Below are 24609 nucleotides of genomic sequence, written 5' to 3'. Positions count from 1 at the left end.
CGTGCCCTGCCAGGAAAACCCGCCAGGAAAAACAGACGGTTCAATTCTAGGCTGTGGGAGGGATCGGCCCGGTGTTTGCTGCCAGGCCTCCAGCAGGGAACGCGGTGGGCGGTGGAACCGCCAGCAAGGGGGCCGGCCCACGACCGGCTTCTGCGTCCCGTTCCCAGAGTTTGCGCAAGGCACAGAACTTGTACCAATACGCTGGCAGCACCTCCGGATTCGCCCGCATTGGCAACACCTCGGTCTCACCGATGGCGACCGCCAGAAGCAGCGGATCCTGCCCATAGCGCCAGGGCTGCCAGGTCCCCGTACTGGCGTCGACCAGGCTCTCCTCGGCTTTCATTCCGGCGACAAGCTGCATAACGACCTTGGGATCCATCGCCTTGATCTGCCCGTTGCGGTCAGTGCCCTTGGTTTTGAAGTCGATCAGGCAGAGCCTGCCGGCAATGGTCGCCACAAGATCGAGTGTGCCGGCGTACCCCACTGTCTGGTTCCAGACGCTGACTTCGGGCTCCAGCGGGACGACCCCGAATCCCTTCCACCACTCATCAAAGCGCTCAGCGAAGCGGAGTTCCTGGGCCGCAGCGAGCGCCTCCCGCGCCTGGTCGAGCCGGTGTTCCCGGCCCAGATCGCGTAGCGACACCTGTTCGGCATAGAAGTGCACCCGGTCTCCGCGCGCGGCAGCAGCTTCCCGGTAGTCAGCGGCTGCCGAGGCCGAGGCCCGAACCAGGGGGCGCATTTTGTCCGGCCGGCCCACGGCCTCGGCCAGTGTCGGGCTCGCCGCCAGGGCGTTGGCAGCCATATATCCGACCCACCCGTCCAGGTCCATGGACTGCATGCCAATCACGGTCGTGATCGAGGGAACCGTGGGACGCTCGGTCAGAGAACGGGCATACATCCTGCCCAGATGGGTCGCATGTGCCAGAGCAGGTTGAGTCATGCTTTTACTATGCCACCAGGTGCAGACAGCGGAACTCCGGGACGGCTGAAAAGGAATCAAATAAAGGAAGGGCGGGCCCACCTCAATCGGTGAAACCCGCCCTCATCCGCAGCAAACTGCCGACCTCCCGGTCAGGCTCTCGGTGGGCGATACTGGGTTCGAACCAGTGACCTCTTCGGTGTGAACGAAGCGCGCTACCACTGCGCCAATCGCCCGCAAGCTGCTCAGAAAGCCTACCGGAAGCATGCGTCTTGTGCCTAATCGGCCCCTGAGTTCAGTTGTAAGTTCAGTCGACCGGAGCCGGTCACTTCCTCGCCCCAGACGGCATCCTGTCACTGCGAGAGACTCATCAAGCAATCACTCCACACCCCGAAAACACGCGGAAACACGGTCAATTTGGCGTTTCAGAGAACCTCAGATAGAGTTCTTACTCGCAGGAACACGAGAGCGAAGAAAGTTTCTGGGAGGCGCAAACTTCCCTGAAGCCCCGGTTCTCACGGAAAACCGGTTCCTTCTGCGGATGTGGCTCAGTGGTAGAGCATCACCTTGCCAAGGTGAGGGTCGCGAGTTCGAATCTCGTCATCCGCTCGCAGGAAACTGTTGATCAGACCAGCGTCTGAAGAAGACACGGGATACTGAAGTCCGGGTCTTCGACACGGTGGGGTGGCCGAGAGGCGAGGCAGCGGCCTGCAAAGCCGTTTACGCGGGTTCGAATCCCGTCCCCACCTCTCTGTCTCCGATCAGAGCAGTAGAGTTTGCGGTTTTCCGGGCGATTGGCGCAGCGGTAGCGCGCTTCCCTGACACGGAAGAGGTCACTGGTTCGATCCCAGTATCGCCCACCACGGTAGCCCCGGTCGAGATGCAACAGCATCTCGACCGGGGCTTTTTGCGTGCCCTCCCCCAGCGCCGGGATGCATTTCGCTCGACTCTGGTCAGATTCTTCCGGGCGGGATACGATCACAGAAGAGGAGCGAATCTGGCTCCGCCGAAATGATAGGAGGTGTCTGTGGGTCTGTTTGACGAGATCAAGGACAAAGCCGGAGAACTCTTCGAAGGCAATAAGGAAGCCCTCAAGGACGGCATCGAAAAGGTTGGCGACTTCATCGACGAGAAGACCGGCGATAAGTTCAAAGACCAGGTAGATGCAGTCCAGGGCGCAGCTTCCGGCCTCGTAGGGAAAGTTTCAGGCGGAGACCAGGGCGCTGGTGCACCCGCTGAAGGTGCAGCAGCCACCGAGGAACCGCAGGCCTGACCCGGCTCCCGATCCAAGTCAAAAGAGTGCTGGTCCCGCCGCGAGGCGGTGCCAGTACTCTTCGTTTAAGAAGGCCTCATGACCCCCAGCCGTTCGCTCTCTGCGCAGGTGATCGCCCGCCCGGTCATCGCCGGTATCGTCACAGCACTGGTCGGATTCACCTCGTCCTTCGCTGTTGTCCTGGCCGGCCTGCACGCCGTCGGCGCCACAGAATCGCAGGCGGCCTCCGGTCTGCTCGCACTGACGCTGGCATTCGGCCTCGGCGCAGTGTTTCTCTCCTGGACCAGCCGCCTGCCGGTGACACTGGCCTGGTCGACGCCCGGAGCGGCCCTGCTTGCCGGTTCCACCGGTCTCGATGGCGGATGGCCTGCCGCCGTGGGCGCCTTCCTCCTCACCGGGGTCCTTTTCATGCTGACCGGCCTGGTGCCCGCTCTGGGTCAGCTACTGAGGCGTATTCCGGCCGCTCTGGCGCAAGCCATGCTGGCCGGCGTACTTCTCCCGCTCTGCCTGCAGCCCTTTACCGCCCTGGCCAGCGTGCCACTCCTGGTGATCCCGGTGCTCGTGCTCTGGCTGCTCCTGACGGTGATGGCTCCCAGATGGGCTGTCCCTGCCGCTTTTGTTCTTGCGCTGGCCGGCATCGTGCTCAGCATGGTGATCCAGGGGCACCCTCTCGTTCTAGAGCACATCTGGCCGGAGTTGCACTGGACCACACCACGCTTGACAGTGCAGGCGGTCGTGGGCGTTGCCCTGCCGCTTTTCGTCGTCACCATGGCCTCACAGAACGTGCCCGGCGTGGCGGTGCTGGCATCCTTCGGGTACCAGACACCCTGGCGACCCGCCATGCTGGTCACTGGCGTGGGCACCGCTCTCGCCGCGCCCTGGGGAGGGCATGCCATCAACCTTGCAGCTCTGAGCGCCGCTCTGACCGCCGGTGAGGAGGCCGGCCCAGACCGGCGTCGTCGATGGATCGCTGCTTTCACCTCGGGCTGGGCCTACCTTCTGCTGGCTGGCTGCTCGGCTCTGCTCGTCGCGGTCATCTCCGCCGGGCCCCGTGGCGTCATCGAGGCCGTGGCCGGGCTCGCTCTGATGAGCACTTTGATCGCGGCACTCAGTAGAGCACTGCAGGAGCCGAGCGACCGGATCCCGGCGGCCATCACTCTTCTTCTGGCGGCATCCGGGATCAGTTTCGCCGGAATCGGTGCGGCCTTCTGGGCACTGGTGATCGGACTGTTGGTGCGGTGGCTGTTCCGCCGAACGACCCGGCGCTCAGGACTCTAGACGGTCAGGAGGGCAGATCGACCTGCTGGCCTTCGCGGGTCAGTGCGGTCAGGCGGGACACCGCGCGGAAGTACTTCTTCAGGTATCCCCCGCGCATCATCTCTTCGGAGAAGAGCTGGTCCATGGGTACGCCGGATGCCATGATCGGCACGTCTTTGTCGTAGAGCCTGTCCGCCAGCACCACAAAGCGCAAAGCGGTGCTCTGGTCGGTGATGGTCTCCACAGCGTGCCAGACGACGGCGTCAATGCCATCGATGAGTTGACGGTACCGGCTCGGGTGAACCCCGGCCAGATGCACCAACAGCGAGGGAAAGTCATCCACCGCGACGCGCTTACCGGCGAACTCAACCGCTGCCGCAGCGTCCAGGAGTTCGTCGGCCAGCGGCTCGGGCGGTGTGGGCAGACCACGATGCCGATAGTCCTCGCCATCGATCCGGATCACGTCGAACTGGTCCGCCAGCACCTGGATCTCCCGCTGGAAATCAACGGCAGCGAACCGTCCCTCGCCCAGGGAACCAGGCAGAGTATTGGAGGTGGCCGCCAGCTTCACCCCCGCATCGGCAAGCTCACGCATCAGCCGGGACATCAGAACGGTGTCCCCCGGATCGTCCAGCTCGAATTCATCAATGCAGACCAGGTTGTAGCCGGAGAGATGTTCCACAGTCTTCCGGAAGGAGAGAGCACCCACCAGATTGGTGTACTCCACGAAGGTGCCGAAGGCCTTGGGCCCCGGAACCGCATGCCACAGGGAGGCCAGAAGGTGCGTCTTCCCCACGCCAAAGCCACCGTCCAGGTAGATGCCAGCGCGGTCCGCTTTCCTGTTCCCCTTAAAGAGTCGCTTCAGCCCTCTGGCCACCGGCACTCCCACCGTCTGAGCGAAGGTCTCCAGGGCAGTGACCGCCGCCACCTGGCTGGGTTGCTGCGGATCCGGCCGATAACTGGCAAAGGACACCTCTCCGAATCGCGGGGAGGGGAAGAATCCCTGGAGAAGCTCCCCAGCTGAGACGTTGGGCGTGCGGTCCACCAGATGTTCAGTATGCAAGGGAAACATTTCCGTCGGTGAGAAGTCGGAGAACCGCGAATCTGCGGTGCACAGCCAGAATACCGCCCGCACACCGGGGATATGTCTTTTCGTGACCGAGCGGACATTTTTACTGTCCGCTCGTGGTTAAGCTGAAGACCACTCAGTGATCCCCTCGACCGAAATGAGCAATCGTGAGCCTTGCCCCTGACACCACCGAGAAGTTCACCGACTACGCCCACCCGGAGCGTCTGGTCTCTACCCAATGGGTTGCGGACGCCATCGCCGCAGGCCAGGTAGGCACCGGCGAACTGGCTGTCGTGGAGTCCGACGAGGACGTGCTGCTCTATGAAACCGGCCATATCCCCGGGGCAGTCAAAATCGACTGGCACACCGATCTCAACGATGCCGACACTCGCGATTACATCGATGGGGCGGCTTTCGCCGAGCTTCTGGCGTCCAAAGGCATCAACCGGGACACCACCGTGGTGATCTATGGCGATAAGTCGAACTGGTGGGCCGCCTACGCCCTCTGGGTCTTCACCCTGTTCGGCCATGAGGACGTCCGGCTGATCGACGGCGGCCGGGACAAGTGGATCGCGGAGGGTCGCGAGCTCTCCACCGAGACGCCGACGCCTGCTGTGGCGGAATACCCCGTGGTGGAACGTCACGACGAGGACATCCGGGCTTTCCGTGATGACGTTCTTGCCCACCTGGGTCAGGGACCCTTGATCGATGTCCGCTCCCCCGAGGAGTACACCGGCGCCCGCACCTCCATGCCCGCCTACCCTGAAGAGGGTGCCTTGCGCGGTGGCCATATCCCCACTGCTGCCTCGGTGCCGTGGGCCCGGGCTGCCGCTGAGGATGGAACCTTCCGCAACCGTGAAGAGCTCGAAGCCATCTACCTGGACAGTGCCGGGCTGAAGAACGGCGACGATGTGGTGGCCTACTGCCGCATCGGCGAACGCTCCAGCCACACCTGGTTTGTCCTCAAGCACCTGCTGGGCTTCGAGACGGTCCGCAACTACGACGGGTCCTGGACCGAATGGGGCAATGCCGTCCGCGTTCCGATTGTGAAGGGTGAAGCCGCTGGCGTGCTCTGAGCCGGCTGGGAGATGGTTCCAACGAGGACTACGCTGGAAATCGTGACCGACACTTCACTGCCGCAGACGCTCGCCGAGATCATCGACGATTTCCAGTCCCTCGAGGAAAAGGAAAGGCTCCAGTTGCTGCTGGAGTTTTCCCGTAGCCTCCCGGCGCTGCCGCCCCGGCTCGCCGAGCACGTGGAGTTACTGGAGCAGGTCGTGGAATGCCAGTCGCCCCTGTTCCTCACCGTTGAACCCCAGCCGGACGGGACCGTCCAGCTGTTCTTCTCGGCTCCCGCAGAGGCACCGACTACCCGCGGCTTTGCCAGTGTGCTCCATGAGGGCCTCAACGGGCACACCGTGGCTGAGATTCTGGCCGTCCCAGACGATATGCCCGAACAACTGGGGCTCACCCGTGCGCTGACTCCGTTGCGCCTGCGTGGCATGACGGCCATGCTGGGTCGGATCAAGCGCCAGTTAAGGGACGCCCAGGCGCGGTCGGTCCAGAACGCACGGTAACCGGCCGGGTGACGACAAAGAAAGGCCCCGGCGGCACCCCGATGACGGTCCGGCTGGATGCGGAACCGGTTCCCTACCAGCTCCATGCCTATCATCATGATCCGGCAGTTCGCTCCTTCGGAACCGAGGCCGCCGAGGCTCTCGGGCTTCCGCCGGAGCAGGTGTTCAAGACGCTGCTAACCACCGTCGATGACTGCGGGACCAACACGTGGGTGGCTGCCATGGTGCCGGTCAGCGGCAGGCTGGATCTCAGGTCACTCGCCGCTGTCCTGGGAGTGAAGAAGGTGACACTGGCGGATCCGGTGGATGCCCAACGGCGCACGGGATACGTCATCGGTGGCATGGCACCACTGGGGTCCCGGCAGGCTCACCGGACGGTGATCGACAGCAGCGCACTGACCTTTCCGACTATCTTCTGTTCCGCGGGGCGTCGCGGGCTGGACGTTGAGCTTGCGCCGCAGGATCTGGTCCGTCTGGCCGATGCGGTGGTTGCCGCCATCGCACTCACGTCCTGAGCAGTCGCAGAAGATCTGCTGCCCCCAGATGTGGGCTGACAACGCCCCAGTTGCCAGTAGGCTTGGGCCATGACCGAGCGAATCATTGTGCTGACCGAGACCGCGCTGACTCCGATGGACGTGCAGAATCTGCAGGAACTCGTCGAGGACGCGCCCGCTGAGCTGACCCTGCTGGTGGAGGCGGAGCCGCGCCGAAACCTGCTGGTGGACGTCATCGACCAGCTGAGCCTATTGGACATCCCTGCTGCACTCAAAGAGTTCCGGCCCAGGCCCTCGGCCGATGAGGCGCGGGCGAACTCCGAGGCCATTCTGCAGTCCTCCTTAGCCGCTCTCGCAGCTGCCGGGCTCACGGCCACCGGCAAGCTCGTGGAGGGCGATGCCGTCGCTGGCCTGATCGCCGAGGTTGGCTCCGCTCAGGCACGCCAGGCTGTTGTGGTCACCGAGCCACATGCTCTGGAAGACACCTTCCATACCGACTGGGCCAGCCAGGCTCAGCACAAGCTGGGTCTGCCGGTTCTTCACCTGTACTCCGGCTCGGGATTCATTGGCGAGTCCTGAGCGTTAGAAAGAACATGACGACTTCAAACGCTGATTTCTTTGCCAATCTGCCCGCTGTACCTGTAACGGCTGCCACGGTTGCTCCTGTGGTGAAGTCCGAGGAGGAATGGCGCGAAGAACTGAGCCCCGAGGAGTACCGGGTACTCCGTCAGGCCGGCACAGAGCGGCCGTTCGTGGGCGAGTACACCGATACGCACACCGAGGGCGTCTATTCCTGCCGCGCCTGCGGGGCTGAACTTTTCCGCTCGGGTGAAAAGTTTGATTCGCACTGCGGCTGGCCGTCGTTCTGGGCACCACTGGCCGATGACCGGGTGCGCTACATTCACGACCGCACCATGGGGATGGACCGGGTGGAAGTCCGGTGTGCGCGGTGCGATTCACATCTGGGCCATGTGTTCGAAGGGGAAGGCTACGGCACCCCGACCGACCAGAGATACTGCATCAACTCGATCTCGCTGCGCCTGACGCCCACGGAACAGCCATAATCGAAGGGTGACTTTTTCCCCGCTGCAGCCAACCGATAATCTGCTCACCACTCCACTGCATGACCCCACCTGGCGCACCTTCGCCTCGGACAATTACTCGGGTGCACACCCGGAAGTACTGACGGCGCTGGCTACTGCCAATGAAGGGCATCAGGTCTCCTACGGTGAGGACGTGTACACGGCACGTCTCGCAGCCGTGGTGGAACAGCACTTCGGCCCAGCCCTCGATGGCAGCCCGGTGGAGTGCTATCCGGTCTTCAACGGCACGGGGGCGAATGTGGTGGCGCTCCAGGCCCTGCTCCCCCGCTGGGGCGCCGTGATCTGTGCCAGCACCGCCCATATTGCGGTGGATGAGGGTGGGGCACCGGAGCGGGTTGCCGGCATTAAGTTACTGCCGGTGCCCACGCCAGACGGCAAACTCACCCCCGAGCTGATCGACCGTGAGGCCTGGGGCTGGGGCAATGAACACCGCGCCCAGCCCCTAGTGGTCTCCATCACCCAGACCACCGAATACGGAACCTGCTACAGCGTGGAAGAGATCCGCGCGCTCACCGAGCATGCCCACCGACTCGGGATGACGGTGCATCTGGACGGATCACGTCTGTCCAATGCCGCAGCCCACTGCAACCTCTCCTTCCGTGATCTCACCACCGCAGCGGGCGTGGATCTGGTGTCCTTCGGTGGAACCAAAAACGGTCTGCTGTTCGGTGAACTCGTCCTGGCACTGAACCCCAGTGCGGCGCCGGGGCTTCTCTATCTGCGCAAGCTCAGCACCCAGCTCGCCTCCAAAATGCGTTTCATCTCGGCTCAGTTCCTGGCTCTGCTCGAGGGAGATCTGTGGTTACGCTCGGCCAGGCATGCCAACGCCATGGCCGCCCGACTGCGGGCCGGGGTCGAGCGGCTGCCAGGCGTGCAGCTCACCCAACCCACCGAGGCCAACGGGGTTTTCGCCATCCTCCCGGCCGGGGTGGCAGACCGGGTGCGCAAGGACTTCCCCTTCTACGACTGGGATGCCAGCCGGAATGAGGTCCGCTGGATGTGCTCCTTTGACACCACTGAAGCCGATGTCGATGCCTTCGTTGCCTCCGTGGTGCGTGGCCTGGAGGAACAGTCTCGGGGTCGGTGAACGGCGCGCCTTCTCGTCATTGTCGCTGCCTGCACATACTCTGCGAGGGTGAGCGCCTTAGCACAAGCACCTTCGGATTTCCTGAGCGCCCTGAGCGGCCTTCGCAAGGCTCAGTGCCGCAGCGAGGTTCATCTCGAAGAGATCCCAGCCCCCTCGCGACTGGCCCCTTTTGCGGTCGCGTTGTCGGCGGAGGTCCTTGACCCTTCCCCGTCCGGGCTGGCAGACGAGGAGCAGATCGAGCTCGCTGCGGGAAGGTTCATCCTGCTGCACGATCCTACGGGGTCCTCGCTGTGGGATGGCACCTTCCGGATCGTCACCTACATCCGCGCTCAGCTGGAAGCCGAGCTCGGCAACGACCAGATGCTCGGCTCGGTGGCCTGGACCTGGCTGATTGAGGCTCTCGAGGAGCACCGCGCGCTCTACCGTTCCGCAGGAGGAACGGCCACCCGGATCCTCTCCGAGTCCTACGGATCCCTGGCGGGCCGCCCGGACGCCATTGATATTGAGTTGAGGGCGTCCTGGACACCGGAGGGACATCAGGTCCGGGATCATCTGGAAGCGTGGACAGATATGGTGTGCACCTTTGCCGGTTTGCCACCGCTCCCGGAAGGTGTCACCGCCCTCCCTCAGCGCCGACTCACCTGAACGTGCCCAGCACTGATGCCCGATGCATGGAGGATATGCTGGATCCATCATGAGTTCCCCCTCCGAAATGTTTGATTCGCCCCTCGATCTCTCCTCTCTACCCGAGGTAGTGGAACTGACCGAACCCCGTGATGGCGTTCCCTTCGTCGTGGACGATGCCGCAGGCCTGGCGAGAGCGGCAAAGGCTCTGGCCAGCGGTACCGGCCCGGCGGCCGTTGACGCAGAGCGAGCCTCCGGTTTTCGATATGGCCAACGTGCCTTTCTGGTGCAGATTCGCCGTCAGGACTCAGGAACCTGGTTGATCGATCCCGAAGCCTTCAAGGATCTGAAGCCTCTGCAGGAAGCGCTCGAGGGTGTGGAGTGGATTCTGCATGCGGCAAGCCAGGACCTGCCCTGTCTTTCCGCCGTGGGCATGTGGCCCAGTGCCTTGTTCGACACCGAGTTGGCTGCGCGGATTGCGGGGCTGCCGCGCGTCGGCCTCGCCGCCGTCGTCGAGAATCTGCTCGGTTTCAGCCTGGCCAAAGAACACTCTGCTGCTGACTGGTCCACGCGCCCGCTCCCCGAACCCTGGCTGCGTTATGCAGCGCTCGATGTCGAAGTACTGATCGAACTGCGCGAAGAAATGATCACGGTGCTCACCGAGCAGGGCAAGCTGGACTGGGCTGCCCAGGAATTTCAGGCAATTCTCGATGCCGGTGTGCCCGCTCCTAAGCAGGACCCGTGGCGCAAGACCTCCGGAATGCACAAACTGAACCGTTCCCGTCAGCTCGCGGTAGTGCGCGCGCTATGGCAGGAACGCGAAGATCTGGCCCGGCACCGCGACATAGCCCCCGGTCGGCTCCTGCCCGATTCGGCGATCGTGGCGGCCGCACGGGCTACCCCCGGTACCGTTCCACAGTTGCTGGCCACCCCTGGTTTCCATGGTCGGGCCGCCCAACGTGAGGCTCCCCGTTGGCTTCGTGCCATCACTGAGGGCTTGCGCAGCGAGGATCTTCCGCCGCTGCATCTGCCCAGCAGCTCTCCTCCACCACCCCGGGCCTGGGCGGACAAGGACCCGGAGGCAGCGGCTCGACTGGCGACTGCCAGACCTCGGTTGATGGAGGTTGCGGAGCGGGTCAATGTTCCGCTGGAATCTCTGCTGACCCCCGATTATCTGCGACGTCTGGCCTGGCGGCCTCCGGCATCGATGGATCCTTCCTCGATCGCGGAGGCTCTTCAGACACTCGGCGCCCGGGAATGGCAGGTGGAACTGACCGCCGGGGTTGTCTCCGAGGCATTCACTCATCCGGAGCCCCTTCCTGAGAAACAGTCGGAGAAAAAGACCGTGGTCGAAGACGCCGCTGGCTCCTGACGCGTTGTCCCTCCGGGCTGCTTCTCCTAGCTGCTTCTCAGGCAGCGGGCAAGGAGGCCAGAAAGCGTTCAGCGGCCCGGCTCAGCTGTCCGCGCCACACGGCTCGCAGATCCCTCTGCAGCATCAGAGCATCGACTTCGATCAGTCTCACCCGGCCCGTAGCAAGTTCATCCCTGACGGCCAGTCGGCTGACCACTGCGGGAAGATCGGCGTTGATCGCCGCGGTCACCACAGCCGAAGTGCTGGGGAATTCTGCGGCGATCAACGGTGCTTGTCCGGTGACATCGCGCAGGGCGCTCTCGAAAACCTCCCGAGTGCCCGAACCAGTCTCACGCAGCAGGATCGGGGCCGCGAGAAGTTCAGCCAGACTCGCGCGACGCTCAGCAGCCCAGCTGTGACGAGGACTGACCACGACCACCAACTCGTCGTGTGCCACCACCCGGCTGTTCAGCTCTCGCGGAAATTCTGAGGACTCAATGAATCCCAGTTCGGCGCCACCGTCGAGAACTGCCTGGCATACCTGAGTGCTGTTGACCGTGCTCAGGTGGGTCTGAACGGCATCGACACCCGCATCCCGTCGGAAGGCCAGCAACCAGAGTGGCAGAAGATGCTCCGCCACGGTCAGGCTGGCCGCAATCGTCAGTTCAGCATCCCGCTGAGCGGCGATCTCAACCGCCAGACTCCGGAACCGGTCGCCGGCCTCGATCACTTCCCGGCCCTGTTCCGCCAGCCGGTGGCCGACTGCGGTCAACGCCACTCCGCGCGGCGATCGGCTGAAAAGCGTGCAGCCCACAGTCCGCTCCAACGCACCCATCCGCTGCGAGACCGCCTGCTGACTCAGCCCGAACTGCTGCGCCACTGCGCTGAAGCTAGCACTCGAGGCGAGGACATCGAGCGCGCTGAGCAGCTCAAGGCTCAGCATATCCGGCACATCAGCGCTCATGTCCACGGTTCCGTTCCCGCCCGCCACCGGGCCATTTTACTAGGGCCGTCTGAACGGGCCGCCTTGAGAAGTTCCAGCACCTGGCTACAAGTGATCATTGTATCCCCGGAGCACTGTGCATCCCGCTATGAACCCCCGTGTGAACCGAGCCACTTGAAGGCAAAGTTACCAGTGAGTAACATAGCGGTAGCAGCGTCGCTCATCAGAGGCGACAGCAGCGATTCCGCGACCATTCGCAGTCATAATCGCACTGAAGGAGCACAAGGTGAGCGCACACACACGGGCCGTCCGTGACGTCGTCTTCGTCGACGGCGTCAGGACACCGTTCGGGAAGGCTGGGGCCAAGGGCATCTACGCCGATGTCCGGGCAGATGACCTGATCGTCAAATGTATCCGGGACCTGCTGCGCAGGAACCCCGAACTGCCGCCCGAACGCATTGATGAGGTGGCCATTGCTGCCACCACTCAGACCGGAGACCAGGGCCTGACCATCGGACGCAGTGCCGCCCTGCTGGCCGGCCTGCCCGTTTCTGTGCCCGGCTTCGCCATCGACCGCATGTGCGCGGGTGCGATGACAGCCGTCACCACCACCGCCTCCGGGATCGCTTTCGGGGCGTATGACGTGGTCATTGCCGGTGGGGTGGAGCATATGGGCCACCATCCGATGGGATCCGGCGCAGATCCGAATCCGCGTTTCCTCACCGAGCGGCTGGTGGATCCGGCGGCCCTGAACATGGGTAATACTGCTGAAAACCTGCACGACCGCTTCCCCGCCATCACCAAGGAGCGGGCAGATCGCTACGCCGTGAACTCACAGGCCAAGCTTGCTGCGGCCTATGCCAGGAGCCAGATCCAGCCTGATCTGGCGCCAGTGGCAGCCTCCAGAGCCGAACCCGCCCGTGAGGATGGCAGCATCGGCCACAGCTGGACGCTGAACACCATGGACGAACCACCCCGCCCGGGCACCACGATGGAAGATCTGGCCGAGTTGCGCACGCCGTTCCGCCCCCATGGGCGGGTCACCGCGGGCAACGCCGCGGGGCTCAACGATGGCGCCACCGCCGCCCTGCTGGCCTCCGCTGAGGCAGCCCAGGAGCTGGGGCTTCCGGTCAGAATGACGCTGGTCAGCTATGGTTTTGCCGGGGTCGAGCCGGAGGTGATGGGCGTCGGACCGGTTCCGGCCACGCTCAAGGCCCTGAAGATGGCAGGCCTGAGGATCGAGGACATCGGCCTCTTTGAGATCAACGAGGCCTTTGCCGTTCAGGTCCTCTCTTTCCTGGACTACTTCGGAATTGACGATGACGATCCGCGGGTCAATCGCTATGGGGGCGCCATCGCGGTGGGTCATCCACTGGCCTCCTCCGGCGTCCGCCTGATGACCCAGCTGGCCCGCCAGTTCGAGGAGGATCATTCAGTGCGCTATGGCCTGACGACCATGTGCATTGGCCTGGGCATGGGAGCCGCCGTGATCTGGGAAAATCCCCACTACGTCGAAGGATCGCAGCACACCGAAGGAGAAGCAGCATGAGCGCCGCTGATTACCGCCAACTCGCTGGGCTGATACCCCAGGAAGTGGTCACACATTCTTATCTCAGGGACATCCAGCTTGCTGATACAGCAGGCAACGCCCTGGGTACCTTCGCCCTGATCACTCTGGATAACGGACTCGATCACAAACGGCCCACTACCCTGGGCCCATCGACGCTCATTGAGCTGGGCACCTTACTGGAAGCTCAGCGGGAACGGGCCGCCCGAGGTGAGATCATCGGCGTCGGCATCACCGGAAAGCCCTATTTCCTGGCGGCGGGCGCGGATCTCTCCGCGGTCAAGACCCTCCATGACCGGGAGCACGGTCTCTGGATGGCGCAACTCGGTCATGATGTCTACCGAACGCTGAACAACCTGGGGGTTCCCAGCTTTGTCTTCATCAATGGCATGGCCCTGGGCGGCGGCCTGGAGATCGGGCTCAACGCCACCTACCGCACTGTCTCCACGGCAGCAGGAGCCCTGGCGCTGCCCGAGGCACACCTGGGCCTGGTCCCCGGCTGGGGTGGTGTCTATCTGCTGCCGCGGCTGATCGGCCCGGAAAATGCCGTCAGAATCATGGTCGAGAATGCGCTGAACAATAACCGCACCACCTCCGGTGCTCAGGCGTTTGCGCTGGGTATTGCCGATGCGCTCTTTGAACCGGCAGATTTTCTGGAGCAGTCCCTGAGCTGGGCGGCCGGGGTCCTCTCCGGGCAGATCGTCGTGGAGCGGCCGAATGCCGTTTCCGATCCGCTCACCGAGGAGGAGTCTGCCGCCTGGGATCGCGCGGTGACCACCGCCAGGAAGATCGTTGAGGCCAAGACCTCCCAGGCCACTCCTGCACCCTTGCGGCTGATTGAGCTGCTCGAGGGCGGCAAGCACTGGACCAAAGAGGAATCCTTTGCTGCCGAGGATGAGGCCCTGGCCGATCTGATGCAGAGCGATGAATTCCGGGCGACCGTCTACGCCTTCCTTGACCTGGTGCAGAAACGTGCCAAGCGACCAGCCGGGGCACCGGACAAAGCGCTGGCGCGGCCGGTGACCAAGGTCGGCGTCGTCGGCGCTGGGCTGATGGCCAGCCAGCTGGCCCTGCTCTTCGCCCGCCAGCTCAAGGTGCCCGTGGTGATGACGGATATCGATCAGCAGCGGGTGGACAAGGGCGTGGGCTATGTCCATGCCGAAGTGGACAAGCTGCTGGCCCGGAAGAGGATTTCCGCCGATGCCGCGAACCGCACCAAGGCGCTGGTCAGCGGTTCGGTGTCCAAGCAGGCCTTCGCCGATGCCGACTTCGTGATCGAGGCGGTTTTCGAAGAACTGCAGGTGAAGAAGAACGTCTTCGCAGAGCTGGAGCAGGTGGTCTCCGAGGAGTGCATCCTGGCTACCAACACCTCCTCGCTGTCGGTGACGGCGATGGCGGAAGGCCTCCAGCACCCCGAACGGGTGGTGGGCTTCCACTTCTTCAACCCGGTGGCCGTGATGCCGCTGGTGGAGATCGTCCGCGCACCGGAGACCTCCGACGCGGTACTGGCCACCGCCTTTGAGACAGCCAGAGCGCTGAAGAAGAACGCCGTGCTGGTCAAGGATGCAGCGGCTTTTGTGGTGAACCGGGTGCTGCTGCGCCTGATGGGGGTGGTGGCGGAGGCCTTCGACAACGGCACCGACGCCCGGACCGCTGACACCGCCCTGCGCCCCATGGGCCTGCCGATGACGCCTTTCACCCTGCTCGCCATGGTGGGGGTTCCGGTGGCGCTGCACGTTTCCGAGTCCCTGCACGACGCCTTTGGCGATCGCTTCCATGTCTCCGCGAATCAGCAGCGATTGATCGATGCTGGCAAGAAGGGCATCTGGGAGATCGGCGAGGATGGAATGCCGTCCGTCCCTCAGGAGACCCTTGACCTGCTCGAGTTCGGCGACTCGCCGATCAGCGGCGAGGAACTTCTGATCCGCACCCAGGACGCACTGGCAGAGGAAATCGGGCTCATGCTCGAGGAGGGCGTGGTGGCTGGCCCGGAGGATGTGGATCTCTGCATGATCCTCGGCGCTGGCTGGCCGCTTCATCTGGGCGGCATCACCCCTTATCTGGATCGGGTGGGTGCCTCTGAGCGGGTCAATGGCAAGCGTTTCCTGGCGCCGGGAGTGGCCTCGCGCGCCTGAGGCTCCTTGATGAACAGGAAGGCCCGGCTCGCCGCGAATTCGCGTGGCGGGCCGGGCCTTCTGCTTCAGAGGCCCCGTGACCCGAGTTAGAACAGTGCAACCTTCGGCGTCTGCGGGAAGATCTCATCCAGCTCCGCCAGATCAGCAGCAGAGAGCTCGGCGGAGGCAGCCTCCGCATTGGCCCTGATCTGTTCCGGTTTGGTGGCACCGGCGATGACGCTCGCGACGGCGGGTTGGGCGGCCAGCCAGGAGAAGGCCACCTCCAGCTCGGTCAGGCCGCGCACCCGGGCGAACTCGCCAAAGGCAGCCAACTGGTCCCAGTCGGCATCGTGCACCAGGTTGGTGCGCGTGTGCGACAACCGGCTGCCCTCCGGGGCGTGACCCTTGCTGTACTTTCCGGTGAGCAGACCGTTGGCCAGCGGGAAATAGGGCAGTACGCCCAGGCCGAACTGCTCTGCTGCACTCGTCACTTCCAGCTCGGCGCGCCGGTCCAGTAGGTTGTAGTGGTTCTGCGCCGAGATGAACGGGGTGAATCCACCCAGCTGCGCCTCGTAGGCCGCTTCGGCAATCTGCCAGCCGGTGCGGTTGGAATGGCCCAGGTAGCGGACCTTGCCGGAGTGCACCAGGTCATCGAGCGCCGCCAGGGTCTCCTCGATCGGAGTCACGCCATCCGGAGTGTGGTATTGGTACAGGTCGATCCAGTCGGTGCCCAGCCGTCGCAGCGAGGCCTCGGCCGCCTTGACGATGTACCGGCGTGAGCCTCGCGCACCCCAGTCAGGGCCGTTGGCACCCTTCATATCCATACCGAATTTGGTGGCCAGCACCACGTCATCGCGGCGGCCCTGTAGCGCCTTGCCGAGCCGTTCCTCGCTGAGCCCGGGCGTTGCGCCGTAGACATCGGCGACATCGAAAAGCGTCACCCCGGCATCGATCGCGGCATGGATGACCAGGTCAGTCCCCTCCTGCGATTCGGTGGGAGTGCCGGGGCGTCCCAGGTTGTTACACCCCAACCCCACGGTGGAGACAATCAATCCAGAGTTACCCAAAGGGCGATAGTCAGTCATATCCCCAGCCTATAGGCGTTAATGTCCAGGCACGACGATGCCGTGATGGCGGCTTCCCCACAGCCTGCCATCACGGCATCGTCAGTGAATCGTCGGCTGGCGCTACTTGGCGGCCTTGACGAATTCGTCGGTGAACGTCTTGGCAAGATCAATGGTCTTGCCCTTGACATCCGGGTTGGCCTGAAGAACCGCGTTCACGATCTTCGGCCCATCGGCAGGCATGACGCCGGTCGGGTTGTACATACCCTTTTCGGCATCCAGTGCCTTGATGTAGGCATCCTTACCAACACCCGCATAGTAATCAGCAGGCACCTGATCGGTGATCTGGGCCGCGGTGTGATCCTGGATGTACTTGAGGGTCTTCACGTAGACGTTGACCAGTTTCTGCACCAGATCCTTATGGGAGTCAACGTAGCTCTGCGTCATGTAGAGCGAGGTGGCCGGGTAGGCTCCGCCGAAGGTCTTCTGCGATCCAGCCAGATCACGCGAGTCGTACAGGACGAAGGCCTTGTTGCTGTTGATCAGCTGCGAGACGGTCGGCTCGGTGGTCATGCCACAGTCGATGTCCTTGTGATCCATGGCAGCGATGAAGGTGGTGCCGGCCTGCACACCGATCCGGTGCGTCGATTCCGGGGCTACCCCGTTCTGCTGCGCGATGTACTGGGTCAGGTAGTCAGTGGAGGAACCCTGATCGGTGATGCCGAGGTTGAGCCCCTTCCAGTCAGCCGCCGAGTTGATCTTTCCCTTCAGGTCGCTCCGGCACAGTTCCACTTCACCGGGAACCTGCAGCATCGAGATGACCGATACGGTGGCCTTGCCCTTGGCCTGCAACACCTGGTTGTGGTCGTAGAAGCCACCGACGCCATCGACCTGGCCGGAGATCATATTGGTCTCCGCATCCACACCGGCGGGCTCATCGGAGAGCTGGACATTGAGCCCGGCATCCTTGTAGTACCCGAGCTGATCGGCAAGCTTGAACGGCAGGTAGATCTGTTTACTCAGGCCACCGACCATGATCTTGATCTGTTGCCCATTGGCGTCGCCCACTTGCTGCTGACCGTGGCTTCCGCTCGCATTATCGGCACAACCGGTGGCTGCGACGAGGAACAGTGCAACAGCCGAAGCGGTGAGCACCCATTTCTTGGTGGACATTGTTCTCCTCATTGAGATTGCGGTGGATTCCCACCGGGTTAGGGGTTGTGAGGGGTGGTTCAGATTTCAGCGGCAGCTGAATTGTGTTGTGCCGGACGCCAGCGCAACAGGCGGCGCTCCAGACGGGTGATCAGCCATTCGGCAATGAGTGCCAGCACCGCGATGATCACCATGGCCGCCCAGATGCCGTTCTGGTTCAGCGTGCCCTGTGCATTCTTGATCAGGTTGCCCAGGCCTTGCTGGGAACCGACGAATTCACCGACGATGGCGCCGATCAGCGCGAAGCCGAAGGCGACGTGCAGGCTGGCGATGATCCAGGAGAAGGCGGAGGGAATAACGACCCGCCAGGTCACCTGCCATTTGCTGGCACCGAGGATCTGGGCGTTGGCCACGAAATTCTTGTCGACCTCGCGGGCACCCTGGAAGGCGTTAAAGAAGACACCGAAGAAGACCAGCACGATGACCGTCATGATTTTGGAGGTGATGCCCAGACCGAACATGATGACGAAGGACGACGCCAGCACGATACGTGGAATGGCGTTCACGACCTTGATGAACGGCCCCAGCACCCGGGCCATGAAGTCGTTACGCCCCATGCCGATGCCGAACACGATGCCGAGTACGGTGCCGATGGCGAAGCCGATCAGCGCTTCTTCGAGGGTGATCCAGATCTGCAACCCCAGCGAGCCGTTGGCGGTACCCTGGGTGATCCAGACCCATAGCTGGCTGACCGTCCCACTGGGATTGCCATAGAGCAGGTGGTCAAGCACACCGGTATCGACCAGGAGCTCCCAGCTGCCGAAAATGACCACCACGATGGCCAGTTGAATAGCCAGGACCTTCAGGCTGGCCCGGCTCTTGCGCTTGCGGGGAAGTGACTGCGCTGAATCTCGCCCGGGGACAGTTCCGTTTTCAAGCGTTGCTGTGCTCATGCCTGCTGTCCTGCCTTCGCGCCGCGGGTCGTCTGCGAATAAGCGATATCGACTTCCTCGCGCAGCGCTTCCCAGATGTTCTGGTAGATCTCATTGAATTTTGCGTCGAAGCGGATCTCCTGCACCACGCGTGGGCGCGGCAGGTCGATCGGGAAGACGTCCTTGACCTCGCCACCAGGGCCGGCGGTGAGCACCACCACCTTGTCCGCAAGCGCAATGGCTTCCTCAAGATCGTGGGTGACGAACACAACAGCTGGCCTGGTCTGCTCCCACAGGTTGAGCAGCTCGGTGCTCATCTTGGACCTGGTCTGGACGTCCAGAGCGCTGAACGGCTCATCCATGAGCAGCAATTTGGGCTCGTTGATCAGATTCTGCGCCAGTGCCACACGCTTGCGCATGCCGCCGGAGAGCTGGTGCGGGAAGTTGTTCTCAAACCCCGCCAGGCCCACCCGGCGAATCCAGTCGCGGGCGTTGGTGTGTGCGGTGTTCTTGTCTACCCCGCGGTAGCGTGGCCCAGCGGCTACATTCTCCAGGACTGACTGCCAGGGAAGAATGGCGTCGGTCTGAAACATGAATCCGGTATCCGGAGTGATGCCATTCACCTCGCGGCCAAAGACCTTGACGGTGCCCTCGGAAGCCCGTTCCATTCCGGCGGCCAGGGTCAGCGTGGTGGACTTCCCACAGCCGGTGGGGCCAACCACCGCACAGAATTCTCCCTGTTCCACCGTGAGGTTCATATTCTTCAGGGCGGTGTAGCGCGAACCATCCGGGGTGGCGAATCGTTTGGTCACCCCCGTGATTTCAATGGCTGGGGTGGAGTCCCCCCGACCGGCCCCAACCCTGGGGCGCATGTCTGACGTCGTTGTCACGTAAATCCCTTCATTCTTCAGTCACGTGAGTTGAATCACATAAGCTGAAGTGATCTTAGAAGGGGACAATTCAATGCCGGTAGAGTTCTTCACGTTATGCATCAAAGCCGCATTAATTGCATTTTTGTGCATTTTGTTCATCCATTCACGGATGTTGATGTACATCAGAAATGAGGCCTGATGAGCACCTCGCCCTTCACTCGATTCCGCCAGATCTGGCACCATCGGGCCCTGGCCACCCAGATTCTCATCTGGGTCCTGTGCATCCTGCTTGCCACAGTGAGCCTGGGTGGCTATCTCTACAGCCGGATCGCCAACGACCTTCTCGACCAGCAATACCAGCAGCGGGCGCTGGGCATCGCCATCACGGTAGCTCAGATGCCGCAGATTCCCCCGGCGCTGCAATCAGGAGATCCGCAGCAACAGATCCAGGAGCTGGCCCAGAAGGTCACCGCTGAGGCCCATCCTGCCTATGTGGTGGTCACCAATCGGGACGGCATTCGTTTCTCCCATCCCAACCTCGCCCTACTGGGAAAAAAACTCGAGGAGCCTGTCGTGGCGCTCGATGGTCAGTCTCACCTCGGCTCCGACTCCGGTAGCCTCGGCAAATCGGCCAACGCCCGGACGCCGATCAGAGACGCGGCCGGAAACATCGTCGGGCAGGTCTCGGTCGGTATCCTGGAGACGACCGAACAGGATGAACTGATCACGCAGGCCTGGCTGATCGCCGGATTCTCCGCCTCGGTTCTGATCCTGAGCGCCTTCGGTTCCCTGCTCCTGGCCCGCAGGATCAAGAAGGTCACCTTCGGCCTGGAACCTGCCGAGATCGCCTCGCTGCTCCAGGAACGTGAGGCACTGCTGCACGGTATCCGGGAGGGCATGCTGGGCGTGGACGATGACGACCGGGTCACCGTGATCAACGAGGAAGCGCGGCGACTTCTGGAGATCGAGGGCACCATTCTGGGGACTCCCCTGCTCGAGCTGTTTCCTCCCGGCCGCCTGCGGGATATTCTCACCGGCAGGATCGACGGTGTCGACCAGGTGGCTCTGACGGATTCGGCCCTGCTGGTGGTCAACCGGATGCCAGTGACCCTGGCCGGAACCAGCATCGGCTCGGTCATTACGCTGCGCGATCGAACCGAAATCGAATCGCTGATCAAAGACCTGCATTCAACTCAAGGGCTGATGAATGCCCTGCGGGCACAGGAACATGAGTATGCCAACCGGCTGCACATTGTCGCCGGGCTCCTGGAACTCGGCGAGCAGGACCAGGCCCGCGCCTATGTCGGCCAGATCGCCGATACTCCCCATGTTCTGGCGGAACGCCTGCGCACCCGCATCTCGCCACCGGAACTCGTCGCGCTGCTCCTGGCAAAAATCACCGTGGCGGCCGAACAGGATATCCAGATCGTCGTGGACGAAGACTCGAATTTCGAGTCGGCTCCGATCGACACCTCAGCGATCCTGACCATCGTCGGTAATCTGCTGGACAACGCGATCGATGCCCTGGCGCACCATCCCGGTGAACGCGTCGTGACGATCAACCTCGATGACGCGGACGGTGCCTTTATCAAGGTCACCGACACCGGTCCGGGTATCCCGGCGGAGAAGATCGATCAGGTGCTTCTGGACGGCTACTCCACCAAAGAGGCCAGGCCCGGTATGCGCCGGGGGATTGGCCTGGCTTTAGTCAGTCGCATCGTCCGGCGCTACAGGGGCACCTTTGACCTTCTGCCCGGACCGGGAGGACACTTCGAGATATGGTTGCCTGATGCCTCAGGGCACCAGAAAACAGAGGAGATCAGTCTGTGATCAAAACCCTCGTAGTCGATGACGACTTCCGAGTGGCCGGAATCCATGCCGCCAGCCTGGCCAAGGTGCAGGGCTTCACCTGTGTGGGGCAGGCACACACCGCCTCCGCAGCCCGGCAGGCCATTGCCCGCCTCACACCCGATCTGCTGCTCCTGGACGTCTACCTGCCGGACGAGAACGGGATCTCTTTTCTGCGGTCGCTGCAGGCAGCCGGTACACCTGTCGACGCCATCGTGATCACTGCGGCGCAGGATGTCAGCACGGTGCGCGCGGCCATGAGCAGTGGTGCCATCTACTACCTGATCAAGCCTTTCGGCTTCGAGCAACTCCGCGTACAGCTGGAGACCTACCGGCGGTGGCGTGAGCAACTCGACTCTTCCCCGACAGCGGACCAGTCCACCATCGACATCCTCTTTCAGCGTCGCCAGGTCAGCGCGACATCCGGACGGAAGCTCCAACCCACGATGCAGAAAATCTTCGATGCGGTCGCGGGCTCTGCGACTCCGGTCAGTGCAGCAGAGATCGCCGATGCCGTAGGAGTGAGCCGACCCACCGCGCAACGTTACCTGGGTGCCCTGGAGGAAAAAGGTCTGCTCTCCCTGGAGCCGCGATATGGCACGACGGGGCGTCCGGTCAATTACTATGCGGTGAAGTAGCTGCTACACCGTGAAGTGGCGGGCGGCGCGCCCGTCAAACGGCGCCCGGCCGGCCAGCACGTCCTGGTAGACCCCGGCACATACCTGCTCCATCCGCTCGATCACCTCGGCCGGATAGCCGTAGCGCACCTGGTGAACGGCAAATTCATCCTCATCGTCGATCCAGGTCTTCCCGCGCGCCACAATGACGTCCAGATCCATATCGATCAAGGTCATCTCCCAGCCATTGCCCCGTGCAAGAGGCGCCCACTGGATATCGGTGACCATATCGACGTAGAGGCTGGTCTGGCCCGGGTGCTGCTCGTCATAGAACGTGGCCACCCACTCCTGATCCCAGGGCACCAGCAAAACCCCGGGCGATTCTGCCAGGAATCCGGAGCCGGGTTTGGAGACCAGTGAGCCGGTCGGCTGATAAATCCAGTGGCCCCATTCATCGCTGCCCAGATACTCTCCGGGGACCACCCAGTGTGCGCTGCCATCCCATTTCCGGTTCCGGGCCACCACCAGGTCCCCCTGGACGGGACCATTCGTGGGAGCACCTGTCATAGGCCCGGTCACAGCGCTGGCAACTGGCCGGTATGGGTCACCGGATCATTCTGCATCGGACGGGCAAACGGCACTTTGGTGCCCAGCACCTGTGCCACCACATCCTGCGCCACCCGCCGCGCGGTCAGTCCAACCCGCTCAAGCACCTGTGCGCGGGTCCCATGCGCCAGGAATTCCACGGGCAGGCCCACTTCATTGAGCGCGGTGTCCACATTGGCGGCACGCATCTCCTGGCGGATCCGCGAGCCCACCCCACCGGCCCGCACACCGTCCTCGATGACGATGACGATCCTGTGTGCGGCGGCCAGCTGCACCACGGACGGTGGCACCGGCAGGACCCACCGGGGATCCACCACCGTCGAGGAAATGCCCTGCGCGCCCAGCAACTCGGCCACCTGCAGAGACATCTCCGCCATCGCCCCCACCGAGACGATCAGCACATCGTTGTCGGTAGACCCGGCCGGGCGGCGTGCCAGTATGTCTACCCCGTCCTCCGTGCGCTCCAGGGCCTCCAGTTCGACCCCCACCACACCCTTGGAATAGCGCAGCACGGTGGGGGCGTCATCGACCGCCACCGCCTCCCGGAGCTCTTCGCGCAGCCTGCTCGCATCGCGCGGTGCTGCCAGGTGCAGTCCCGGGATGATCTGCAGCATGGACAGATCCCACATGCCGTGGTGGCTCGCGCCGTCGGGTCCGGTGACTCCGGCCCGGTCCAGCACCACGGTGACCCCGGCCCGGTGCAGGGCAACGTCCATCAGCAGCTGATCGAAAGCCCGGTTCAGGAAAGTCGCATAAAGCGCCACCACCGGGTGCAGGCCGCCGTAGGCCATTCCGGCCGCCATCGTCAGCGCATGCTGCTCCGCGATGCCCACATCGATCACCCGGTCCGGGTGACGGTCCTTGAAGATCTGCAACCCCACCGGAATCAGCATGGCGCCGGTCACCCCGACCACCTCGGGGCGTTCATCGGCAATATCCGCGATCTCCTCAGCGAAGACCGAAGTCCAGGACTGGGAATCTGAGGGCTTGAGCTCCATACCGGTTTCCGGATCGATGATGTTCACCGCATGAAACTGATCCGCCTCGTCGGCTCGGGCGGGAGCATAGCCTCGCCCTTTTTCGGTGATGGCGTGCACGATGACCGGTCCGGCAAAATGCCGGGCTGCCTGCAGTGCGGATTCCATCGCTTTCTGGTCATGACCGTCGACCGGACCGATGTACTTCATTCCCAGGTCTTCAAAAAGTCCCTGAGGAGCCCACCAGTCCTTGATGCCCTTTTTGGTCGCATGCAGAGACTTGTAGAGGAACTGACCCACAACGCCGCCATGCTGCAGCTTGTTCTTTGTCCAGCCCAGGGTCTTCTCGTAGGCACGATGCGTTCGGACGGAGTCGATCGCTGGGCGCAGCGACCGCAGATAATCGGCCAGTCCCCCGACCGTGGGCGCATAGGATCTGCCATTGTCGTTAACCACAATGACCACTCTGCGATCCTTGTCCGCAGCAATATTGTTCAGCGCTTCCCAGGTCATGCCGCCGGTCAGGGCACCATCACCCACGATGGCCACCACGTAGCGGTCACCTTCGCCGGTGAGCGCACGCGCCCGGGAAATGCCGTCGGCCCAGGACAGCGAGGAGGAGGCATGGGAGGATTCGACGACGTCGTGGTCCGACTCGGCTCGATCCGGATAACCGGAGAGACCACCCTGCTGTCGAAGGGTGGAGAAATCCTGCCTGCCGGTGAGAAGTTTATGAACGTACGACTGGTGGCCGGTATCGAAGATCACCGCATCCCGCGGCGAGTCGAAGACCCGGTGGACGGCAAGAGTGAGCTCCACCACACCCAGGTTGGGTCCCAGATGGCCGCCAGTCTGCGCGACGTTCTGGATCAGGAAATCCCTGATCTCCTGCGCAAGCGTCAGCAGCTGTTCCTCGCTGAGCCTGGACAGATCTGCCGGATGCTTGATGGTCTCCAGAAGTCCCATCGATCCTCACTTCCTGTTCGCGCCGCGCGACGCGAAGGTGCGCCGCACCTGAAAAGTTTATCCCGGCCATCACCGGATTCTGGCTGGAACCACTGAGGCGGCCTTTCCGATGGATCGGAAAGGCCGCCTCAGTGTCAGTGGTGAGCCGAGGCTCCCTGCTGGATCGTCCTGCTACGCCGAAATCTGGCGCAGCACGT

23 protein-coding genes and 4 tRNA genes are annotated in these 24609 nt (G+C 63.1%); 17 read left to right on the top strand and 10 right to left on the bottom strand.

The genetic code is table 11. The annotated features are described in order from the left end of the window. Positions 1 to 46: 46 nt before the first annotated feature. Both QQM37_RS01250 and QQM37_RS01245 read right to left on the bottom strand, forming a co-directional pair. Positions 47 to 940, bottom strand: a complete 894-nt coding sequence (locus QQM37_RS01250) for a cytochrome (protein WP_285724246.1) — start codon at positions 938 to 940, stop codon at positions 47 to 49. A gap of 143 nt (positions 941 to 1083) precedes the next feature. Beyond that, positions 1084 to 1155: transfer RNA gene (locus tag QQM37_RS01245), tRNA-Val, on the bottom strand. A 301-nt stretch (positions 1156 to 1456) separates the two neighbouring features. Here QQM37_RS01245 and QQM37_RS01240 point away from each other — a divergent pair. The 5 genes from QQM37_RS01240 to QQM37_RS01220 all read left to right on the top strand — a co-directional run bounded on the left by QQM37_RS01240 (position 1457) and on the right by QQM37_RS01220 (position 3470). Next, positions 1457 to 1528, top strand: a tRNA-Gly gene (locus tag QQM37_RS01240). 69 nt (positions 1529 to 1597) lie between these two features. Further along, a tRNA-Cys gene (locus QQM37_RS01235) sits at positions 1598 to 1668 on the top strand. 39 nt (positions 1669 to 1707) lie between these two features. Beyond that, positions 1708 to 1782: transfer RNA gene (locus QQM37_RS01230), tRNA-Val, on the top strand. A gap of 164 nt (positions 1783 to 1946) precedes the next feature. Continuing rightward, positions 1947 to 2192 (top strand): antitoxin, encoded by a 246-nt coding sequence (locus QQM37_RS01225; RefSeq protein ID WP_285724244.1) that lies wholly within the window; start codon positions 1947 to 1949, stop codon positions 2190 to 2192. Between the two features lie 78 nt (positions 2193 to 2270). Next, positions 2271 to 3470 carry a benzoate/H(+) symporter BenE family transporter gene (locus tag QQM37_RS01220; RefSeq protein ID WP_285724242.1) on the top strand — a complete coding sequence of 400 codons (1200 nt, stop codon included), beginning with the start codon at positions 2271 to 2273 and terminating at the stop codon, positions 3468 to 3470. A gap of 4 nt (positions 3471 to 3474) precedes the next feature. On the opposite strand, the gene zapE is transcribed toward QQM37_RS01220, so the two are convergent. After that, entirely contained in the window at positions 3475 to 4521 is a 1047-nt protein-coding gene (zapE, locus tag QQM37_RS01215; protein ID WP_285724239.1) for a cell division protein ZapE, read from the bottom strand. 164 nt (positions 4522 to 4685) lie between these two features. Between zapE and QQM37_RS01210 the strand changes: the two genes are divergently transcribed. From QQM37_RS01210 to QQM37_RS01175, 8 genes are all read left to right on the top strand, one after another. Next, on the top strand, positions 4686 to 5594 hold the full coding sequence (locus tag QQM37_RS01210) for a sulfurtransferase (protein ID WP_285724237.1): 909 nt from the start codon (positions 4686 to 4688) through the stop codon (positions 5592 to 5594). A 12-nt stretch (positions 5595 to 5606) separates the two neighbouring features. Next, positions 5607 to 6095 carry a SufE family protein gene (locus QQM37_RS01205; RefSeq protein WP_420030103.1) on the top strand — a complete coding sequence of 163 codons (489 nt, stop codon included), beginning with the start codon at positions 5607 to 5609 and terminating at the stop codon, positions 6093 to 6095. An 8-nt stretch (positions 6096 to 6103) separates the two neighbouring features. After that, entirely contained in the window at positions 6104 to 6610 is a 507-nt protein-coding gene (locus QQM37_RS01200) for an aminoacyl-tRNA deacylase (RefSeq protein WP_285724233.1), read from the top strand. 69 nt (positions 6611 to 6679) lie between these two features. Beyond that, positions 6680 to 7168 carry a hypothetical protein gene (locus QQM37_RS01195; RefSeq protein WP_285724231.1) on the top strand — a complete coding sequence of 163 codons (489 nt, stop codon included), beginning with the start codon at positions 6680 to 6682 and terminating at the stop codon, positions 7166 to 7168. Positions 7169 to 7182: 14 nt separating this feature from the next. Beyond that, the gene (msrB, locus tag QQM37_RS01190; protein WP_285724229.1) at positions 7183 to 7653 is read left to right on the top strand and encodes a peptide-methionine (R)-S-oxide reductase MsrB; all 471 of its coding nucleotides are present in this window, start codon (positions 7183 to 7185) and stop codon (positions 7651 to 7653) included. 7 nt (positions 7654 to 7660) lie between these two features. Continuing rightward, a complete protein-coding gene (locus QQM37_RS01185) occupies positions 7661 to 8779 on the top strand; it encodes a threonine aldolase family protein (protein WP_285724227.1) in 1119 nt (372 codons plus the stop codon). Positions 8780 to 8827: 48 nt separating this feature from the next. Beyond that, the gene (locus QQM37_RS01180; protein ID WP_285724225.1) at positions 8828 to 9424 is read left to right on the top strand and encodes a DUF3000 domain-containing protein; all 597 of its coding nucleotides are present in this window, start codon (positions 8828 to 8830) and stop codon (positions 9422 to 9424) included. Between the two features lie 49 nt (positions 9425 to 9473). Next, positions 9474 to 10775, top strand: coding sequence for an HRDC domain-containing protein (locus QQM37_RS01175; RefSeq protein WP_285724223.1), 1302 nt, complete (start codon positions 9474 to 9476; stop codon positions 10773 to 10775). A gap of 37 nt (positions 10776 to 10812) precedes the next feature. Here the strand turns inward: QQM37_RS01175 and QQM37_RS01170 are convergent, their stop codons facing one another. Further along, the gene (locus QQM37_RS01170) at positions 10813 to 11718 is read right to left on the bottom strand and encodes a LysR family transcriptional regulator (RefSeq protein WP_285724221.1); all 906 of its coding nucleotides are present in this window, start codon (positions 11716 to 11718) and stop codon (positions 10813 to 10815) included. 265 nt (positions 11719 to 11983) lie between these two features. Between QQM37_RS01170 and QQM37_RS01165 the strand changes: the two genes are divergently transcribed. Both QQM37_RS01165 and QQM37_RS01160 read left to right on the top strand, forming a co-directional pair. Continuing rightward, positions 11984 to 13246, top strand: a complete 1263-nt coding sequence (locus QQM37_RS01165) for a thiolase family protein (RefSeq protein WP_285724219.1) — start codon at positions 11984 to 11986, stop codon at positions 13244 to 13246. Beyond that, positions 13243 to 15399 carry a 3-hydroxyacyl-CoA dehydrogenase NAD-binding domain-containing protein gene (locus QQM37_RS01160; RefSeq protein WP_285724217.1) on the top strand — a complete coding sequence of 719 codons (2157 nt, stop codon included), beginning with the start codon at positions 13243 to 13245 and terminating at the stop codon, positions 15397 to 15399. The genes QQM37_RS01165 and QQM37_RS01160 overlap by 4 nt, the downstream gene beginning before the upstream one ends. 86 nt (positions 15400 to 15485) lie before the next feature. Here the strand turns inward: QQM37_RS01160 and QQM37_RS01155 are convergent, their stop codons facing one another. The 4 genes from QQM37_RS01155 to QQM37_RS01140 form a co-directional block, all read right to left on the bottom strand. After that, positions 15486 to 16463 (bottom strand): aldo/keto reductase, encoded by a 978-nt coding sequence (locus tag QQM37_RS01155; protein ID WP_285724215.1) that lies wholly within the window; start codon positions 16461 to 16463, stop codon positions 15486 to 15488. 102 nt (positions 16464 to 16565) lie between these two features. Next, entirely contained in the window at positions 16566 to 17615 is a 1050-nt protein-coding gene (locus tag QQM37_RS01150) for an ABC transporter substrate-binding protein (protein WP_285724212.1), read from the bottom strand. A gap of 59 nt (positions 17616 to 17674) precedes the next feature. Continuing rightward, positions 17675 to 18547, bottom strand: a complete 873-nt coding sequence (locus tag QQM37_RS01145; protein WP_285724210.1) for an ABC transporter permease — start codon at positions 18545 to 18547, stop codon at positions 17675 to 17677. Continuing rightward, entirely contained in the window at positions 18544 to 19338 is a 795-nt protein-coding gene (locus tag QQM37_RS01140) for an ABC transporter ATP-binding protein (protein WP_285724208.1), read from the bottom strand. The genes QQM37_RS01145 and QQM37_RS01140 overlap by 4 nt, the downstream gene beginning before the upstream one ends. A gap of 258 nt (positions 19339 to 19596) precedes the next feature. Here QQM37_RS01140 and QQM37_RS01135 point away from each other — a divergent pair, with 258 nt between their 5' ends. After that, the gene (locus QQM37_RS01135; protein WP_285724206.1) at positions 19597 to 21228 is read left to right on the top strand and encodes an ATP-binding protein; all 1632 of its coding nucleotides are present in this window, start codon (positions 19597 to 19599) and stop codon (positions 21226 to 21228) included. Further along, entirely contained in the window at positions 21225 to 21884 is a 660-nt protein-coding gene (locus tag QQM37_RS01130; protein ID WP_285724204.1) for a response regulator, read from the top strand. Before QQM37_RS01135 ends, QQM37_RS01130 begins: the two co-directional genes overlap by 4 nt. Positions 21885 to 21887: 3 nt before the next feature. Here the strand turns inward: QQM37_RS01130 and QQM37_RS01125 are convergent, their stop codons facing one another. Together QQM37_RS01125 and dxs are read right to left on the bottom strand one after the other, a co-directional pair. After that, on the bottom strand, positions 21888 to 22430 hold the full coding sequence (locus QQM37_RS01125) for a DUF402 domain-containing protein (protein WP_285724202.1): 543 nt from the start codon (positions 22428 to 22430) through the stop codon (positions 21888 to 21890). An 8-nt stretch (positions 22431 to 22438) separates the two neighbouring features. Then, positions 22439 to 24412, bottom strand: a complete 1974-nt coding sequence (dxs, locus tag QQM37_RS01120) for a 1-deoxy-D-xylulose-5-phosphate synthase (RefSeq protein ID WP_285724200.1) — start codon at positions 24410 to 24412, stop codon at positions 22439 to 22441. Positions 24413 to 24609 lie beyond the last annotated feature (197 nt).

This window comes from Psychromicrobium xiongbiense (assembly GCF_030271165.1).
Classification (GTDB): Bacteria; Actinomycetota; Actinomycetes; order Actinomycetales; family Micrococcaceae; genus Renibacterium; species Renibacterium xiongbiense.
The sequence above is the reverse complement of the archived record's forward strand: the minus strand, read 5'-3'. Positions and strand labels throughout refer to the sequence as shown.

Coding starts and splice junctions, on each gene's coding strand:
- QQM37_RS01250 (WP_285724246.1), bottom strand. CDS start 940: ATGACTCAACCTGCTCTGGCACATGCGACCCATCTGGGCAGGATGTAT.
- QQM37_RS01220 (WP_285724242.1), top strand. CDS start 2,271: ATGACCCCCAGCCGTTCGCTCTCTGCGCAGGTGATCGCCCGCCCGGTC.
- zapE (WP_285724239.1), bottom strand. CDS start 4,521: ATGTTTCCCTTGCATACTGAACATCTGGTGGACCGCACGCCCAACGTC.
- QQM37_RS01205 (WP_420030103.1), top strand. CDS start 5,607: ATGGTTCCAACGAGGACTACGCTGGAAATCGTGACCGACACTTCACTG.
- QQM37_RS01195 (WP_285724231.1), top strand. CDS start 6,680: ATGACCGAGCGAATCATTGTGCTGACCGAGACCGCGCTGACTCCGATG.
- msrB (WP_285724229.1), top strand. CDS start 7,183: ATGACGACTTCAAACGCTGATTTCTTTGCCAATCTGCCCGCTGTACCT.
- QQM37_RS01175 (WP_285724223.1), top strand. CDS start 9,474: ATGAGTTCCCCCTCCGAAATGTTTGATTCGCCCCTCGATCTCTCCTCT.
- QQM37_RS01170 (WP_285724221.1), bottom strand. CDS start 11,718: ATGAGCGCTGATGTGCCGGATATGCTGAGCCTTGAGCTGCTCAGCGCG.
- QQM37_RS01160 (WP_285724217.1), top strand. CDS start 13,243: ATGAGCGCCGCTGATTACCGCCAACTCGCTGGGCTGATACCCCAGGAA.
- QQM37_RS01155 (WP_285724215.1), bottom strand. CDS start 16,463: ATGACTGACTATCGCCCTTTGGGTAACTCTGGATTGATTGTCTCCACC.
- QQM37_RS01150 (WP_285724212.1), bottom strand. CDS start 17,615: ATGTCCACCAAGAAATGGGTGCTCACCGCTTCGGCTGTTGCACTGTTC.
- QQM37_RS01145 (WP_285724210.1), bottom strand. CDS start 18,547: ATGAGCACAGCAACGCTTGAAAACGGAACTGTCCCCGGGCGAGATTCA.
- QQM37_RS01135 (WP_285724206.1), top strand. CDS start 19,597: ATGAGCACCTCGCCCTTCACTCGATTCCGCCAGATCTGGCACCATCGG.
- QQM37_RS01125 (WP_285724202.1), bottom strand. CDS start 22,430: ATGACAGGTGCTCCCACGAATGGTCCCGTCCAGGGGGACCTGGTGGTG.
- dxs (WP_285724200.1), bottom strand. CDS start 24,412: ATGGGACTTCTGGAGACCATCAAGCATCCGGCAGATCTGTCCAGGCTC.